We start from the raw sequence: 17,257 nt of genomic DNA on the forward strand, positions 1-17,257 counted from the left end.
GAAGCGCATGAAATATAAGTTATTCTCTGTTTTCTTTGTCTTCACGCTGCTGGCATCCAGCTGCACTAAATTCCTGGAAGAACAATCCCAGAGTGAAATCATTCCCAAAACTGCCACCGACTTCCGGGAGCTGTTGATGGGATCAGGTTATATGGGAAATGACGAGCCAACTGATTTTCTTTCCCGCATGGACGACGACGTGGATCTTAACATTGAATGGGGCGCCGGTACCGGCTACTCCATTGTAGGAACGGCTACTGTGAAAACGGATTACCTCTACTATACGTGGCAGCCTCAGTTAGCCGACAGAAATGGTTTGGGCGATCTTATCAGTGAAGATCCTGCATCTACCGCCTACTTCTATTTTTATGAACGGATCATGGGATGCAACGCCGTGCTGGATAATATCAACACCGCCATCGGCAGCCAGCAGGAAAAAGACAGGGTGAAGGGAGAAGCCCTGGCGATGCGGTCTTTCTATTATTTCCGGCTGGTAAATCTCTACGGAGAACCTTACAACAGCAATCCACAGGCGCTTGCCGTACCCTTAAAGCTGAACTCCAGTGTAACTGCGGAATACATGGAGCAGACGACCGTTGCAAAAGTATATGAGCAAATCGTCAACGACCTGAAAGAAGCTGCCACGCTGATGGACCCGCTGCCCATTGCTCGCAGGGACTATCACATCAACCAGCCTGCCATTCATATTCTTTTATCAAGGGTATATCTCTATATGGAGAAATGGGAGGATTGTGTAGCAGAAGCCAATAAAGTGTTTGAACAGGGAAGTGTGCTGATGGATATGACCGGCATCACCACCGGGTACTACCTCACCTATACCAACCCGGAAGTGGAATGGATGTTTGGCGGAAAATCACAGGGGGGCGACCAAACCGCCTATACGTTTTCACCGGAACTTATGTCCATTTATGATGCAGAGAAAGATGTACGCCGCAAATATGGCATCTCTGATTCAAACGGCGACGCGCCGCTCATATCGAAGTATACAAACATAGCCGGGGAACTTGTTCAATGTCTTCGTACCGGGGAAGCCGTGTTAAACAGGGCAGAGGCAAATGTGCAACTCGGAAAACTGAGCGCCGCCATGAAAGATCTGAATGACCTGCGCCGTACGCGTATCATCGGTTATACAGATGAAAACATCGGTGATAAAGCAGTGCTGCTAAAGGCGGTACGGGACGAGCGCCGGAAAGAATTTTTCCTGGAAGGATTCCGCTGGTTTGATCTTCGCCGTTACGGCATGCCGGCCATTACACACCGGTATCAGCATGAACTGGGAGAAGCCATTCTGCATTACACACTGAAAGAAAAAGACCCGATGTACACGCTGCCTTTTCCTAACAGTTTGTTGCAGAGGAATCCGGCACTGAAACAAAATCCTTCCGGCACCATGAGCGACAGGATCGGACAGTAACTATTTAACACGCAATACCATCTTTAACATGAAACATATATTTCTCATCGGCTGCATCTCCAGCATATTATTATTCTCCTGTTCGAAGGATAATGAAATTGGCGCACCGGCGCCGATCGGACCTGATTATGTGTTGCCGCAGGGGAACGCCCCCAAAGAGGCAAATGATAAAATCCAGCAGCTGTACAACAACTACGGATCTTACTTCCTGTATGTGTTTACACAAAAGGATTTTGAGTGGACACAGGCAGCCGGCGGCAGCGCATCAAAGATCGATACAGCGGTATTGGGCAATCCCGCCTATGCCGGGGATATGCTGAACTTTCTCAATGATGTGTGGTTGAAATTTCTCCCGGAAGATTTCAGGAAAAGCCAGGGGATTCCTTACCGGGTACTGATGGCCGATACCATCAAACAATACCGGCCAGGCATGCCGCCGGGCAGGGAATATCTTTATTTCGATTGCAAAGTAGTAGGTAAGTCTATCACTTTCGCAGGCATGAACGCATCCCTGCGAACCATGACCCCGGCAGAGAAAGTAGCGAAAAAGAATATTCTCACAAGCGCTATCTGGAGTTATTACATCAGTAACAATATCCTGGATATTCCCGCAGCATTTTATACCGTCAGCAATTACGCTACAGCTGCAGCACCTACTGCGCCGCTGTCGATGCCGGACAACCTGGAAGCCTTCCGGAACAGGGGCTTTTTACCCACCAGCTATGATCCCATCAGCGGCAGAATAGGCGAATGGTATTATGGCACCTATTCCTGGGGAACGGCCAAGTCAAATGATATTACTTCATTTATCATGCATATTACAACCCGGACGGATGCACAAATGCAACCGTACCTGCAGTATCCGCTCATCAAACAGAAGTTTGATATCCTGGTGGATTATTACAAAACAAAATATCATATAGATGTACGCGCTATTGCAAACGCCGCCTACTGATTCCTGACCTTTCCTTTCGCCCGGGGCTTGTCCCCGGCGAAAGGTATTTTTCAGTAACCCATCTTTATAAAAAAATATTCAAACGCAATAACCGCGTAAGCAAAAGCTTACGCCTGCTATTTTATTCAATAAACAATCCGTAATGAATGGAAAACGCCATCGTAAAAGTTGAGAATCTGTCTCACCGTTACGCGTCCCAGTGGGCGGTAAGAGACATAAATTTTGAGATCCATAGCCAGGGAGTTGTGGGCCTGCTGGGTTCCAATGGAGCCGGCAAATCCACTACCATGAATATCATTTGTGGGGTGTTAAAACAATCAAAGGGAGAAGTATTTATCAACGGCATCAACCTGAAAGAAGATCCGGTAACGGCCAAACGAAATATCGGGTTTATGCCGCAAAAGCTGCCGCTGTACCTCGATTTCACCGTGGAAGAATACCTCACCTATTGCGCCGATTTGCGGATGGTGGAAAAAGACCAGGTAAAAAAAGCAGTACAGCAGGCATTGGAAAGATGCGGCGTGGCGCATTTCAGGGAACGCCTGCTCCGCAACCTCTCCGGCGGATACCAGCAACGTGTGGGCATTGCCCAGGCCATTGTGCACAACCCTAAGTTTGTAGTACTCGATGAACCCACCAACGGCCTCGATCCAAACCAGATCGTGGAAGTAAGGAACCTGATCAAAGAAATTGCAACAGACCGCTCCGTGTTATTGTCTACCCACATCCTCACAGAAGTACAGGCTACCTGCAAGGAAATCAAAATGATTGAAGAAGGGCAGATGGTGTTTTCCGGAACCCTGGAAATGTTCGACAACTACATCGAACCCAATTCACTGGTAGTAATGCTGGAAACCCCTCCCGCACAGGAGGAACTGCTGAAACTGGAAGGTATCAGGTCTATTGAACAACTGGCCCCCTCCCGTTTCAGACTCGGATACGACGGGGAAAAGAAAACGGCGCAACGGATCGCGGAAATAAGCGTGGGCAGAGGCTGGGGACTTATGGAACTGATTATTGAAAAGAGTTCACTGGATGCCGTATTTGCCAGGTTGTCTAAAAAAAATACCAAATAAAAAATCAATAAAAGATATTCAATGAGACAAATTTTTAAGATCGCCAAAGCAGAGTTATTCACTTTGTTTTATTCACCGATCGCCTGGATGATCCTCGTGGTATTTACTTTTCAGACAGGGATGGGTTTTGCAGACACCATGCAGGAGATGCTGCGGGGCCAGAGCAGCGGCCTTGGCTTGTCCTTTATCTCCGCCAATATTTTTTCCGGACAACGAGGATTGCTTGCCTCGGTGCAAAGTTATCTCTATCTCTATATGCCCCTGCTCACAATGGGATTGATGAGCCGGGAGCTGAGCAGCGGTTCTATCAAATTATTATATTCATCTCCCATCACTTCCTCACAAATCATCCGCGGTAAATTCCTGGCGATGATGGCCTATAGCCTCCTGCTGATAGCCGTGCTGCTTGTGTATGTGGTTGTGTGTATGTTTATAGTGGACAAGTTTGAACTGGCGCCGGTATTATCGGGACTTCTTGCCATTTACCTCCTGATGTGCGCCTATGCTGCCATTGGATTGTTTATGTCGTCCCTCACCTCCTACCAGGTAGTGGCCGCCCTCGGAACGCTGGTACTGCTGGGCACCCTCAGCTATATGAACAAAGTATGGCAGAGCATTGATTTTGTACGTGATATCACCTACTGGCTATCGATTTCCGGCCGGTGCAACGAAATGATCGCCGGACTGATCTGTACAGAAGATGTACTTTATTTCATTATTGTAGTAGCCATGTTCCTGGGGCTGAGCATCCTGAAATTACAGGCCAACCGCACGCATGCATCTTTTTCTTCCGTATGGAGCAAGTATGCACTGGTGGTGATAGCCGCTATGGCGCTGGGTTACACCACCTCCCGGCCAATATTCATGGCCTATTATGATACTACCGAAACAAAGCGCAATACCCTCACGCCCAACAGCCAGGCCATCATGGCCAAACTGGATGGCGGTCTCACCATCACCACCTATGTAAATCTCCTCGACCGGGAAGGCTACAATGGGATGCCCGAAATGGTAAATGAAGATAAACAGCAACTGAAACAATATATCCGTTTCAAACCGGAAACAAAGCTGAAGTACGTTTATTATTATGATACCGCCAGTAATAACCCCCGCCTGAATTTTGTTTATAAAAACAAATCCCTCGCGGAAATGGCGCAAAAGGAAGCAGAGATCAAAGACCTGGATATTGATATGTTCCTGAAACCGGAAGAAATAAGAAAGCAAATCAACCTCAGAGATGAAGGCAATGTTTTTGTTCGCCTGGTAGAAAGAGAAAACGGACAAAAGGCTTTTCTGCGGATTTATGAAGATATGATGAAATTCCCCGATGAAGCAGAAATATCTGCCGTGTTCAAACGCATGGTGATGAAGCTGCCAAAAATCGCGTTCCTGCAAGGCCAGGGAGAACGGAAAATAGAAGGCGACCGCATAAAGGACTATACCCTGTTTTCTTCTGTTAAAACATTCCGTTATGCCCTCACCAACCAGGGCTGCGATGTGGAAACACTGGACCTCTCCGGCAATAACCAGATCCCCAAAGGCGTAGACATTATCGTGGTTTCCGACATGCTACAGGACATGGATTCCGTTTCAAAACGTAAACTGGATGCCTACATTGCCAATGGCGGAAACCTGGTGGTAACCATCAAACCCGGATCAGCGGTGATGGAATCTTTCATCTCACAATTTGGTGTAAAAACAATACCTGGTCAGCTGGTACAACCTAAAACGGATGTAGCGGCCAATGCCGTGATATGCCGGCCAACAAATGCGGCTATCAGCATCGCACCTATGTTTGAGCTGATGATCAAACAACATGCGTATGTGGGTATGGTAAAAGCGGCTGGTTTGGTGATGGCGGAAGATAAAGGTTTTAAAGCTACTCCTGTTCTTCAAACCGATACCATGAAAACATGGAACGAAACACAGACCATCGATTTTGTCAATGATTCTGCTTCCGTAGATATTATGGCCGGAGAAAAAGCAGACAGCTTCGTTACAGCAATGGCCTTATCGAGAAAAGTAGGTAATAAAGAGCAACGCATCATGATTATAGGAGATGCCGACTGTATCAGTAACGGTGGTATGAAACCGCCTATCAGATATTACGGCGCTTCCAACTTTTCTTTGATTCCAGGTATGTTCCATTGGCTATCTTACGGCACCGTACCGGTAGATGTAAGTCGCCCGCATTCAAAAGACAACACGCTCTTCCTCACCAAAGGAAGTTTGAAAGTGGTGAAATACGGGTTAATGGGTGTAATCCCCGGATTATTGCTGATAGGCAGCAGCATTTTACTTATCAGGAGAAGAAGAAAATAAAACAAACAGCTGGTATGAGCCTAATGACCGACAAACAAACGCTGAATGACCTGAACATTTTCGGGAAAGGTGGAGGCGATTCAGTGTATACGATATATAACCGCACCTTTACCCGCGGAGGATCGGAACTGATGGAAGAAATGTTCCGCAGCCCGCTCTCAGACGCAGCTGCCATTAATGCGCGCAGCACTATCATCCGCGCGTTTTCCCAACAGGAAATACGCTTCCCGTATGAAGGCGATTGGTTTGATGCCGCAGAACAACACCTGCAGAATACCGATGAACGCACCAAACTGAATGACCAGGAACATACACTGGGCAGGAAGTTTAATCACCTGATTGCCGCCGATACAGCGTACAAAGCCATTGAAAAAGGTGTAGTGAGCCTGATCGGTATTTTACAGGCAACCCGTACGTTTGCAGACAACATCCGGCAACAGGTGGCGGATCTTCCTTACAACAAGGAACTGGCGGCCATCGACCGGTTATTACAAACAGCGGAATTGCAGCCCCTGTTGCAGGAACATACCAAACAGAAATTTTCCTTTGCCACGGTAGCGGAGTATGATAAAATACTCCGCTTCCGGCAACGGAGTATCGTATTGCAATTGCTGGGACATATTTACCTGGCCGACGTATACCTGTCTGTTGCCCGCACCGCCCGGGAGCGTAAATTCTGTTTCCCCGTTGCCCTGGATGCGGAAAAGCAAACAGTAGTGCTGGAAGATTTCTACCATCCGTCTTTAACCAAACCGGTGGTCAATACACTCAACATCACTCCTTCAAGCAATATTATTTTCCTGACAGGCGCCAACATGGCCGGGAAATCCACCTTCATGAAAGCACTGGGCATTGCTATGTTCCTGGGCCAGATGGGATTCCCGGTACCTGCTGCAAAAATGGAATTTTCCGTAAGAGATGGCATTTTCACCACCATCAACCTGCCGGATAACCTGAGCCAGGGCGCCAGTCACTTTTATGCAGAAGTGTTGCGTGTTAAAACCATTGCACAGGAACTAAGCCGCGATAAATACCTGTTTGTCATCTTTGATGAACTGTTCCGCGGCACCAATGTAAAAGACGCATACGAAGCCACCATCGCCATTACATCGGCCATTGCACGGAGGAAGAACTGTATGTTCGTGGTATCTACACATATCATTGAAGCCGGCGACGTGCTCAAAGAGAAATGTGACAATATCAATTTCGTATATCTGCCAACGTTAATGGAAGGCAGCAAGCCCGTTTATACCCATAAACTGGCCACAGGCATTACTTCCGACAGGCATGGTATGGTAATTATAAAAAATGAAGGTATCCTGGACATATTGGCCAGGAAAAAATCAATAAAGAAGACCACATGAGCTTTATTGCAGATAAACAAACACTGGACGATCTGTCGCTGCTGGGAAAGTATAATGCCAATTCCATCTTCAGTCTTTTCAACCAGGTAAAAACCCGGGGTGCGGAGAAACTGCTGGATACCATGTTCCTGCACCCGTTAACCGATGCAGACCAGATCAATGCCAGGAGCGCCGCATTCCGCTACTTCGGTGATCAGCCCATTCCCTTCCCTTTTGAGGAACAACTGCTGGGCAGCACAGAAGCCTTCCTGGATGAAGGAAGCAACAGCAACTTTCCCCTGGCCCTCTGGCAAATAAGCCGGAAAAAATTAGCCGCCCTGTTGGTAAAGGATGATGCATATGAACTGCAACTGCAGGGCATAGCTAACTGCGTACAGCTGTTGAAAGGCTTCACTACGCTACTTGGTCAGCTGGAAAAAGAAGGCCGCGATAAAAACACTCCCTGGGAAAAATGGGTGGCAGGCGCCCGGAGCATTGTCCGGGATAAACGGCTGCAAAATATAAACGACGAAAGATCCCTGCTGCAAACCGCCAGGCTACACTATCTGCTGGCACACGTATTCCAGGATAAGTTAAAAGCCTTGCTGGCGCTCACCTACGAAATAGAAGTATATATCACCGTTTCCGGTATTGCCAAAGCAAAAGGATTTTCCTACGCAAAGGCATTACCGAAAGAAAAAAATGTGCTGGCAGCTAAAGGAGTTAAACATCCTGGCCTGGATAAAGCAGTACCCAACACGCTTTCGTTTAACGGCAACAGCAACGTACTGTTTCTCACCGGCGCCAACATGGCGGGAAAATCTACCCTCATGAAAGCAACAGGGATCATGGTGTACCTGGCGCATATGGGATTCCCTGTGGCTGCACAGGAGCTGGAGTTTTCCGTACTGGATGGCATCTATTCTTCCGTAAATGTACCTGATGACCTGAACCGCGGATACAGCCATTTTTATGCAGAAGTACTCCGTGTAAAAAAGGTAGCGGAAGAAGTAGACGCCGACAAACATCTCTTCGTTATTTTCGACGAACTGTTTAAAGGCACCAACGTGAAAGACGCTTATGACGCCACACTGGCTGTAACAGCAGCTTTCACCGCTTTCAGGGATTGCTTCTTTATTATTTCCACTCATATCTTTGAAGTGGGAGACGCACTAAAAACCGAAGGCGATCATATACAGTTTGAATTCCTGCCAACCATCATGGAAGGTACCGTACCGAAATACACCTATACCCTGCAAAAAGGTATTACAACAGACAGACAGGGAATGATTATTATTGAGAATGAAGGTATCTTAGACATGCTGTAATGTTCTTATAACGGAACCATGTTACACACAAAAACCAACAAAAGATAAATAGCTATGCATTATCGTTATCTGGCCATAGCAGGGCTGCTGTGTTTTTCAACAGCAGACAGCTTTGCGCAGGGCTCCGGTCAGAGCCAGGTCATTCCGCTGGACGCTGCAGTCCGTACCGGGCAATTATCAAATGGATTTACCTACTACATCCGCAAAAACAATGAACCTGCCAAACGCGCAATATTCTACCTGGCCAACAAAGTAGGTTCTATCCTGGAAGATGAGGACCAACGTGGTCTTGCCCATTTTCTGGAACACATGAATTTTAACGGTACCACCCATTTCCCCAAAAATGAACTGATCGATTACCTGCAAAAAGCAGGCGTGCGCTTCGGCGCTGACCTGAACGCCTATACATCGTTCGATGAAACCGTTTACCAGTTGCCTATTCCTACCACTGATCCAAAAATGGTAAGCCGTGGCCTGGATATTATGCGCGACTGGGCACAGGAAGCCCTGCTGGAAACAGACGATATTGACAAAGAAAGAGGCGTGATCATTGAAGAGAAACGCCTGCGCGAAGGCGTTGCAGCGCGCATACAGGACAAAACACTCCCCGTGGTGTTAAACAATGCCCGGTATGCCAACCGTTCGCCCATTGGTACGGATAGCATACTGCTGCATTTCCCGGCGGCTACACTCCGTCGCTTTTACCACGACTGGTACCGTCCCAACCTGCAGGCACTCATTGTAGTAGGCGATGTGGATGTTGACCAGGTAGAACAACAGATCCGCAAACAATTTGCAGACCTGAAAAACCCTGCTAACGAAAAACCCCGGCCCGATTATAAAATTGCCCTCACCGGCAAAAATCAGTTCCTCACCATTACCGACCCCGAAGTATCTGCCACCAACCTGGAAATGGCTATAAAGCATACAGCCGGTAAAATGATCACTACTACCGACTATCTCAACACGGTAAAACGGTCGTTGTTTAACCAGGTACTCGGCGCCCGGATCGGGGAATTATCTCAAAAACCCAATCCCCCATTCCTGGGTGTAAACGCAGGCATCGGTAACTTAATGGGCGGACTGGATCAGTTCTCCTTTTCCGTGACCGCTAAACCCGGTAAGCTGGCAGAAGCCTTTGCCGCTGGCTGGTCGGAAGTAGAACAGGTAAAACGTTTCGGCTTTACACAATCAGAGCTGGACCGCGCCAAAGTGGCCTACCTCAACAATCTCGAAAAAGCAGCAAAGGAAAAAGATAAAACAGTTTCCGAAAGCTATGTGAAAGAATACCAGGCGTTGTTCCTCGAAGGAGCGGCTTCACCAGGGTTCGACTGGGAATACAATTTCCTGAAAAAGGAATTGCCGGGTATCAGTCTTGACGATATGAAAGCAGTAGCCAACGAATACATCAAAGATACCAACCGCGATATCTTCATCGTTGCTCCTGACAAAGAGAAAAACAATCTTCCTGATTCCGCTACCGTTAACGGGTGGTTTAAAACAATAGCCGCGGCCTCGCTGGCAGCGTACAAAGACAACGTTACCGATCAACCGCTGTTAAAAAAATTACCTGCACCAGGAAAAGTAGTAGCACAAAAAAGCTATGCGGCACTGGGCGTACAACAATTAACTTTGAGCAATGGCGTGAAAGTATGGCTCAAACCCACCACTTACAAAAATGATGTGATCCAGTTCATGTCATTTGCCCCCGGTGGTATCAATAAATATTCAAATGAAGAGTTCCCCAGTGCTTCCAGTGCAAACGGAATTATAAGCGGGTCCGGTCTTGCTGACCTTTCGCCGGTTCAGTTATCGAAGATATTAAACGGCAAATCCGCCTCCGTGGGCGCGTTCATCAGTGGACGTAGCCAGGGTGTGGGCGGCGCCAGCACCGTGAAAGATTTTGAGACCGCGCTGCAACTGGTATACCTACGGTTTACTGCACCCCGGAAAGACACCGTGCTGTTTGAAAATGCACTGGCCCAATCCAGGGAGCAGATCCAAACCCGTTACAATGATCCGGGCAATGTATTTAAAGATACCGTGACCGCAGTATTGAGCGGCTACAATTACCGTACAAGCCCATCTACCTTAGCCAGGCTCGATAGTATCAGCCTGGAAAAAGCGTATGAAGTGTACCGCGACCGCTTTGCGGATGCCTCACAGGCTAACTTCGTATTTGTAGGAAACTTTAATACCGACAGCATCAAACCTTTGCTGGAACAATACCTCGGTGCATTGCCTTCCCTGAACAGAAAGGAGAAAGCCGTGAAACTGCCACTGCGTGTGCCTAAAGGTCAACTGGTAAAAACGGTGACCAAAGGAACTGATAATAAGGCCACTGTATTACTGGTTTACAATGGCGACTGCGTGTACAGTACCGAAAATAAAGTACAGCTGCAGGCACTGTCTGAAATACTGCAATACCGCCTGTTAACAAGCCTGCGGGAAAACGCCGGCGAAGTATACACCCCTTCTGTAAATGCAAATATGTCGAAAGAACCCGAGCAGCGCTTCGCCGTAAATGTATCATTTGGCTGTGCACCTGAACACGTAGAACACCTCGTAGGACTGGTACAGCAGGATATCGCCAATCTACAGCAACAGGGCGCTACTGCCGATGAAGTGCAGAAATTCAAAGCAGGCTTCCAGAAGCAATATGAATTACAGGTAGAAAGCAATGAATTCTGGTTACAATACATCTCCGGAAAAATAGAAAGTAATGAAGCGCTGAAAGAGTTGCCTAATATAGAAAAACAATTGGGTCGTGTTAACGGCGCATCCATTAAGGCCGCTTCAAAAAATTACCTGGGCGGAGAAAATGTGATCCGCTTTGTTGCCTTGCCGGAAAAGAAATAAAGATTGTTTTTGAGTGATGATGCAAAAGCCGTTTCCCTTTACCGGGGGCGGCTTTTTTTTGGGCGTTATATCAAGGCTGTACCAGCCATTCCAGGAACCGGGACATTTTCTCTTTGCTAACCGTGATCGTTTCAGTATGCCTGGTTTATCACAGCCTGTCACTAAACAGGCTTCAAACTCTACTATTACAAGTAGCAAAAAAGGCACAGAATAAAGTTAACTTAATCAACCTAAATTCTTCAACCATGTCTAAAACCACACCCCTGGTATGGCTCGCCGGCGCCATGCTATTTGTTTCCTGTAACAAAAACCTCTCACAACCTGCCAACACCGAACCTGAAGCCAGTGCCGGAACTGTCTTCCCCGTTACTTTTAATGTCGATGATTTTTCGCAGGAGCTGGACAGCTTTGCCCGCATCGCCGGCGATGCCACAACTGCAAAAGATTCGCTGGATGGTCATGTAAAATACCTTTACTACAAAGTGTATGGTACAGGTGCACAGGCTGCCATCAAACATGAAATTGTGCAGGAAGTAGGTAGTCCTTCTTTTGGTGTAATCCGGGATACATTGCCGCCCGGTAATTACAGGTTTACCTTGCTGGCTACCGGCGACAAGTATCGTCCAAACATCACCAATGCCGGTTTCAAGTATCCCGGCAGCGATGCTTTCAGCAAGCACTTTGAAATGGTGGTAAATGGACCGGCTAATGCCAAAGTTTCACTGGACCGTATTGTGGCGCGACTCCAATTTATTATCCAGGACCCGCTGCCGGCTGATGCCGCCTGGATGGACATTCAGTTCAGCGGCATCCCGCGGATATTTAATTTTCCTACCGGGGAGGTAAGCAACCCTGCTAACGGTACCGCTTATTCGAACTACCTGGGCTATACGTTCCAGATACCCGCTTACAACCAGGGAAAGCCAGGTTTTAAAACACAGGCTTACTTCCCCTTGCAGGGCAGCTACACAGTGCCGTCGATAACAGTTGTTTGCAGAAGTACCCTGGGTAATTTGCTGGCCAACAAAGTCATTAACAATGTTAAGTTTGAAACCAACAAACGCACCGTTTTAAAAGGCAATCTCTTTGCACCCACCAGCAGTGGCATAGAGGTGGATCTCAACGACACCAACTGGAAACCAGACAGCATAGCCGTATTCTACTGACAGTAACTTTATTGCTATCATTCCACTCAACAGCTTCTCTCAGGGGAAGCTGTTGTTATTTACAACATCATGGTATGATTTGTGGAATTCCATTCTAACATTAAATTACTGGTGACATGCATATTATTTTAGGAGGTACAGGACATATAGGACCTGCACTGGCAGAGGCCCTCATAGAAAAGGGAGAGCTGGTAACCATTATTTCCCGCGATCCAAAAAAGAAGCAGGAATGGGAACAAAAGGGAGCGGACGTAGCCATCGCAGATGTGTTGGATGTAAAGCATTTGCAGAAGATTTTCAATACCGGTGAACGGTTGTTTTTACTTAATCCCCCGGCAGCCCCCTCAACAGATACGGCGGCACAAGAAAAAGAAACACTGAATGCTATTCTTACTGCACTTGAAGGATCCCGGATAAAAAAAGTAGTGGCGGAGTCTACTTACGGTGCGCAGCCGGGTAACGGTCTCGGCGATCTTGGTGTGCTGTATGAAATGGAACAGGCATTGGCGAATATGAATATACCAACCACTATTATCCGCGGCGCTTATTACATGAGCAACTGGGCCGCTTCGTTGGAAACAGCACGTGAAGCAGGCACTGTTTATACCTTTTATCCTGTTGATTTCAAACTCCCCATGGTATCACCCGGTGATATTGGCGGCGTGGCTGCCAGGCTGATGCTGGAACCGGTTACCCAAACCGGCCTGCATAATGTGGAAGGTCCGCAACAATACTCCGCAAAGGATGTTGCAGACGCATTCTCTGCTGCGCTGGGGAAAGATGTGAAAGCGGTAGAAATTCCTGAAAGCCATTGGATACAGGCACTTGAAGACGCAGGCTTTTCAGCGCCGGCAGCGAAATCAATGGCGGCAATGACCCACGCTACATTGAAGGGAAAATATACACCGCCCGGCCCGGTCAGAGGTACCACAACATTGACAGCTTATATCGGGGAATTAGTGGCCTCGGCAAAGTAACCTCTTATGCCCATCTACATCTGTAAAGACAGTTTTTTGTATATTTATTTGTTGTTCGCTTTTAAATATCATTTAACAGATGTCGATACACGTAGCCATTACAAGAAAGGTACTTCCGGGAAAAGAAGAGGAATTTAAGGAAGCCCTCAGGCAGTTTCTCGGCGAATCATTTATACATGGAGGCGTTCATGGCGCTGCCATGATCACGTCGCTGCCGGGTTCAGATTCGAATGAGATTGGCATTTTAAGAACTTTTGCAGATGAAGCTGAAAGAGACGCATTTTATAATTCAAAACTTTTTAGAGACTGGGAGGCTTACGCCTCAAAACTGACCGAAGAACCGGTTTACAGGCCGCTAACAGGACTGGAAGCCTGGTTTCGTTATCCGCTGCCACCACCAAGATGGAAAATGGCTGTTGCCACCTTATGCGGCGTTTTCCCCACCAGCCTGTTGTTGTCATTCACAGTAGGCCCCTATCTTCAAAACCTGCCCATGCCGCTGCGGGTACTTATTATTGCCGTTTGCATGGTAGCCTTGTTAACATGGGTGGTAATGCCTGTGATCACCCGGTTGCTGAAAAAATGGCTGCGGCCATCCTGAAAATATTCAGCAACACGACATCATCTTAAATTTCTATTTTTGATCCGTTAAATGAGGTGTACTGGCCTTGCATAAACTCACATGATTCTAAATACATAATACGCCGGATGAAAGAGCAATTAATTACTTTGATTAAAAACTTAAAAGACAATTCACTTAGTTTCAAAGAGGTGATTGAATTTATAGAAACTTACTATCAACATCAGCCAACCGCTTTTAAAAACGGAGAGGCACATAATGAAGCGACCCAAAATCAGGGGAGCGCGAAGGTTTTTGCTTTCGCCCGGCTAAATAACCTGGACAAAGAAGATACGCTGTACCTGTTTGCAGAACACTATCAATCGGTGTTAAATAATCCGGATGGAACAGATCACCAGAATATCAGGCAATTTATGCTTCATGGCTGGCCGGGAGTGGTTTTTGAAGGACAGGCCCTGCTTGTGAAGTAGTTCACAATACTTCTTTGGAGGAAAATGAGCAAAAAAAGGACGTCCGGATATCCCGCAGGTAGATCCGGACATCCACTTTATTAGACGTGCTAAATACCTAACGCCGTTTTTATTGCTTCCTCTACCGGACTGCACGGGCTGCCGGGAAAAGATTCTTATGTTTTTCTTAAGAAGAAGAAATAACCGAATGACATTACTCCGCGCCCTTTATTTCTTCCAGGTATTCCTTATAGCGGTTATACAAATGTCCTGCCTGCAGGTAAGCCGACTGCGGGCTCATAAAATGAGAGAACTCAAAAGTAATGGCCTTATCATAACCTGCTCTCCTGGCAGCTTCCAGCTTTAAACGCAGCTTTTCAAACTTGATAGGCAAAAATTTAATCGGCATGTCCCTGTCAAAACTTTCTGCATTAGTCCAGCATTGCAGCCCAAAGTGGTCCGCCATTTTTTTATTGACTGCAAAAAAATCATCCAGTTCGTGGTAGTCGATATGCCCATCCTGGAACGCAACGGCATCCACCGCGCCTTGTATACCGGCAAATATTTCGCTCCATTCCTGCTCATGCGCTTTGAGAGAAACGGCATCTTCTTTTGTAATCACAGCCGATGCCGCCATCACTGCTTTCTTCCCATCGATCCACGGGGAAATCAGTGTTGGCAGGCCATTGCTCACGGCTTTGCATTGCAATCCCAATGTACGGAAAGCCGTGGTAGCGCCCCTGGTTTTACGGCTGATCTCCATGCTCAGGTACCATCCTCTGAAACTTTTATGATGACCATAATTTTTCCATACCTCATCTATTACAAAACGGTTGCTGTCGATTTCATGCTGCATATCCCCGGAATCCCAGTATTTGCCACTGTCGTACAACCCAAAATAAAATTGCATATCCAGCTCATCTGCCAGTTGCAGGAACAGCTCTACCAGGTCTACCGGCGGATGGTAACACTGCTGCTCTTTTATGAGATAGGCCGACGGATAAGTAATAAAACGCCTGTACCCACTGCGGATGAGGATCACGGTATCTATCCCGATTGCTTTCATGTGCTCAAAATCCCTGCGCCATTCTTTGGCTCCCCAGTTCTGATGGGGGATGTCGTGGCTGATCTCATCCAGGAATGTTCCGGTTATCTTCATATCTCCCTATAAATTTATAATCCGTTATTTATTTTTCAACAAAATGCACCGGCGCCTGCTTTTTTCCCTGCACAGCGTTCTGCATAAAATTATCCATCTCCTTAAACTTTCTGAACATAAAGCTGGCTACCTCGTGTCCTTTACCTTCATACGTGTAAAGGGTTACCGGCCATCGTTTCTTCTGCATTTCTGTAAAAAGTGTATAGCCGCCCGACATCATGATCCATCCGGCATCGGTAGCGTTGCAAAAATGATGCGCTGCAGTGGCGTAGGGCACCAGCTGGTCATTGGTGCCGTGCATTAGCAATACAGGAAACGGCCGCTGCACATATACCGGGTTCATATCCAGCACAGCGCCGGAAAAGGCCATCAGGCCGGCGTAACGGAATGGTTTATGGCTACTGTCTTTCCGGCTTACAAAAGGATTGAACACCAGGTTCAACACGGCCTCTGCACCGGCGCTGCTACCAGCCAGGAATAACTTCAACGTATCTACGTTTAATGCAGCGGCGTGTCCGCGTAAATAGTTGGTAGCATCACGGGTATCTTCTACAGCCAGCCTGATGGCTTTCAGTTTTTCCGGCACCACGGTTTCACAACCAAAGCTTTTACCTTTCAGGTATAAACGGTATTTGATCACAAATACATTATATCCCATGCGGGCAAGGCCTTCGGCAAACGGCGCCTGGTTTACCGGATCTCCGCCGGTAAAACCGCCACCGTGTACAAACAGCACAGAAATGCCATTGGCCGCTGTTTGCGGACGGTAATGATCAAACCATAAGGTATCCGCGCCTTTCACCGCATAAATTTCCCTGGATGGCGCACTGCCATACAAAAATGCCGGGATACATAACAATAGCCATAATGCCGGCACGTATAGTTTTTTATTATTCATAACGATATTTTTCCTTGCTACAGGTACTTCCGTTTTTTGAGGAAGTCCACCCATATTACATAAGCAGCGGGCTTCAGGTGGATGCCATCAGCCGTCAGCTCTTTTACCAGGTCTCCATTGGCGTCGGCAAATATTTCATGCAGGTTGATGTAAGGCAGGCCATACTTCTCTGCAATTTTCCGGATGCCCACGTTCAACTGCAGGATGCTGTCTTTTTTATTTTTAAGATATGCAGCTGTTGTAAATGGTTCGTATAAAGGTAATACGCTTTGAATATAAATTTTTGTTTTGGGAGAATGGGTACGGATATAAGCCACGATATGATCGTAATTTTCCAGGATCACTTCCCGCGGCAATCCCCTGCTCAGATCGTTGATGCCGATCAACAGGAACAGCCTGCGCGGCTCGGCTTTCACAATACCATCCAGCCGGGCGAGTACGCCAAAAGTATTATCGCCGCCGATGCCGCGGTTCATTACTTTTACGCCGGGCAGCAGCTCGCCCCAGGCGCCCCGTTCCGTGATGCTGTTACCCAGGAAAACGATGGCTTTCTTTTGCAGCGGCAACGTGTTAAACAGCTCCATTCTTCCCTGGTAATAGGTGTTGTTGTAGCTGCTGTCGATTTTCTGCGCAACCGCTGCAGAAACGAAGCCCACGCATAGTAAAGCTGCACAGCCAATACGTTTAAAAAAATACGCTACTGCTTTCAT

The 17,257-nt window shown here is 47.2% G+C and carries 14 protein-coding genes; 11 read left to right on the forward strand and 3 right to left on the reverse strand.

Features of this window, described 5'->3' with window-relative positions; translation table 11 throughout:
- The first annotated feature begins 7 nt into the window (after positions 1-7).
- The 11 genes from B5Z18_RS32675 to B5Z18_RS08150 all read left to right on the forward strand — a co-directional run bounded on the left by B5Z18_RS32675 (position 8) and on the right by B5Z18_RS08150 (position 14,511).
- Positions 8-1,435 carry a RagB/SusD family nutrient uptake outer membrane protein gene (locus B5Z18_RS32675; protein ID WP_079468865.1) on the forward strand — a complete coding sequence of 476 codons (1,428 nt, stop codon included), beginning with the start codon at positions 8-10 and terminating at the stop codon, positions 1,433-1,435.
- A 28-nt stretch (positions 1,436-1,463) separates the two neighbouring features.
- Positions 1,464-2,390: a hypothetical protein gene (locus B5Z18_RS08100; protein WP_079468866.1), complete on the forward strand. Its 927-nt coding sequence runs from the start codon at positions 1,464-1,466 to the stop codon at positions 2,388-2,390.
- A gap of 146 nt (positions 2,391-2,536) precedes the next feature.
- A complete protein-coding gene (locus B5Z18_RS08105) occupies positions 2,537-3,466 on the forward strand; it encodes an ABC transporter ATP-binding protein (protein ID WP_079468867.1) in 930 nt (309 codons plus the stop codon).
- A gap of 21 nt (positions 3,467-3,487) precedes the next feature.
- On the forward strand, positions 3,488-5,788 hold the full coding sequence (locus B5Z18_RS08110; protein WP_079468868.1) for a Gldg family protein: 2,301 nt from the start codon (positions 3,488-3,490) through the stop codon (positions 5,786-5,788).
- A gap of 14 nt (positions 5,789-5,802) precedes the next feature.
- Positions 5,803-7,152, forward strand: a complete 1,350-nt coding sequence (locus B5Z18_RS08115) for a MutS-related protein (protein WP_079468869.1) — start codon at positions 5,803-5,805, stop codon at positions 7,150-7,152.
- A complete protein-coding gene (locus tag B5Z18_RS08120) occupies positions 7,149-8,459 on the forward strand; it encodes a MutS-related protein (protein WP_079468870.1) in 1,311 nt (436 codons plus the stop codon). The genes B5Z18_RS08115 and B5Z18_RS08120 overlap by 4 nt, the downstream gene beginning before the upstream one ends.
- 54 nt (positions 8,460-8,513) lie before the next feature.
- Positions 8,514-11,318, forward strand: a complete 2,805-nt coding sequence (locus tag B5Z18_RS08125) for a M16 family metallopeptidase (protein ID WP_079468871.1) — start codon at positions 8,514-8,516, stop codon at positions 11,316-11,318.
- Positions 11,319-11,563: 245 nt separating this feature from the next.
- Positions 11,564-12,484, forward strand: a complete 921-nt coding sequence (locus B5Z18_RS08135) for a hypothetical protein (protein WP_079468873.1) — start codon at positions 11,564-11,566, stop codon at positions 12,482-12,484.
- 116 nt (positions 12,485-12,600) lie between these two features.
- Positions 12,601-13,461: an NmrA family NAD(P)-binding protein gene (locus B5Z18_RS08140; RefSeq protein WP_079468874.1), complete on the forward strand. Its 861-nt coding sequence runs from the start codon at positions 12,601-12,603 to the stop codon at positions 13,459-13,461.
- Between the two features lie 79 nt (positions 13,462-13,540).
- On the forward strand, positions 13,541-14,062 hold the full coding sequence (locus B5Z18_RS08145) for a putative antibiotic biosynthesis monooxygenase (protein WP_079468875.1): 522 nt from the start codon (positions 13,541-13,543) through the stop codon (positions 14,060-14,062).
- A 107-nt stretch (positions 14,063-14,169) separates the two neighbouring features.
- A complete protein-coding gene (locus B5Z18_RS08150) occupies positions 14,170-14,511 on the forward strand; it encodes a HopJ type III effector protein (RefSeq protein ID WP_079468876.1) in 342 nt (113 codons plus the stop codon).
- Between the two features lie 193 nt (positions 14,512-14,704).
- Here the strand turns inward: B5Z18_RS08150 and B5Z18_RS08155 are convergent, their stop codons facing one another.
- Genes B5Z18_RS08155 through B5Z18_RS08165 form a run of 3 tightly spaced genes read right to left on the reverse strand, consistent with a single transcriptional unit; the run spans position 14,705 to position 17,257 of the window.
- Positions 14,705-15,649 (reverse strand): DUF4434 domain-containing protein, encoded by a 945-nt coding sequence (locus tag B5Z18_RS08155; RefSeq protein WP_079468877.1) that lies wholly within the window; start codon positions 15,647-15,649, stop codon positions 14,705-14,707.
- A gap of 28 nt (positions 15,650-15,677) precedes the next feature.
- The gene (locus B5Z18_RS08160; RefSeq protein WP_159454233.1) at positions 15,678-16,547 is read right to left on the reverse strand and encodes an alpha/beta hydrolase; all 870 of its coding nucleotides are present in this window, start codon (positions 16,545-16,547) and stop codon (positions 15,678-15,680) included.
- 17 nt (positions 16,548-16,564) lie between these two features.
- Positions 16,565-17,257: a GDSL-type esterase/lipase family protein gene (locus B5Z18_RS08165; RefSeq protein WP_079468879.1), complete on the reverse strand. Its 693-nt coding sequence runs from the start codon at positions 17,255-17,257 to the stop codon at positions 16,565-16,567.

This window comes from Chitinophaga ginsengisegetis (genome assembly GCF_900168065.1).
Lineage (GTDB): Bacteria > Bacteroidota > Bacteroidia > Chitinophagales > Chitinophagaceae > Chitinophaga > Chitinophaga ginsengisegetis.

Excerpts from the sequence above, each read along its gene's own strand:
- B5Z18_RS08115 (WP_079468869.1), top strand. The coding sequence starts at position 5,803 with ATGAGCCTAATGACCGACAAACAAACGCTGAATGACCTGAACATTTTC.
- B5Z18_RS08150 (WP_079468876.1), top strand. The coding sequence starts at position 14,170 with ATGAAAGAGCAATTAATTACTTTGATTAAAAACTTAAAAGACAATTCA.
- B5Z18_RS08155 (WP_079468877.1), bottom strand. The coding sequence starts at position 15,649 with ATGAAGATAACCGGAACATTCCTGGATGAGATCAGCCACGACATCCCC.
- B5Z18_RS08135 (WP_079468873.1), top strand. The coding sequence starts at position 11,564 with ATGTCTAAAACCACACCCCTGGTATGGCTCGCCGGCGCCATGCTATTT.
- B5Z18_RS08125 (WP_079468871.1), top strand. The coding sequence starts at position 8,514 with ATGCATTATCGTTATCTGGCCATAGCAGGGCTGCTGTGTTTTTCAACA.
- B5Z18_RS08140 (WP_079468874.1), top strand. The coding sequence starts at position 12,601 with ATGCATATTATTTTAGGAGGTACAGGACATATAGGACCTGCACTGGCA.
- B5Z18_RS08165 (WP_079468879.1), bottom strand. The coding sequence starts at position 17,257 with ATGAAAGCAGTAGCGTATTTTTTTAAACGTATTGGCTGTGCAGCTTTA.
- B5Z18_RS08145 (WP_079468875.1), top strand. The coding sequence starts at position 13,541 with ATGTCGATACACGTAGCCATTACAAGAAAGGTACTTCCGGGAAAAGAA.
- B5Z18_RS08160 (WP_159454233.1), bottom strand. The coding sequence starts at position 16,547 with ATGAATAATAAAAAACTATACGTGCCGGCATTATGGCTATTGTTATGT.
- B5Z18_RS32675 (WP_079468865.1), top strand. The coding sequence starts at position 8 with ATGAAATATAAGTTATTCTCTGTTTTCTTTGTCTTCACGCTGCTGGCA.
- B5Z18_RS08105 (WP_079468867.1), top strand. The coding sequence starts at position 2,537 with ATGGAAAACGCCATCGTAAAAGTTGAGAATCTGTCTCACCGTTACGCG.
- B5Z18_RS08110 (WP_079468868.1), top strand. The coding sequence starts at position 3,488 with ATGAGACAAATTTTTAAGATCGCCAAAGCAGAGTTATTCACTTTGTTT.
- B5Z18_RS08120 (WP_079468870.1), top strand. The coding sequence starts at position 7,149 with ATGAGCTTTATTGCAGATAAACAAACACTGGACGATCTGTCGCTGCTG.
- B5Z18_RS08100 (WP_079468866.1), top strand. The coding sequence starts at position 1,464 with ATGAAACATATATTTCTCATCGGCTGCATCTCCAGCATATTATTATTC.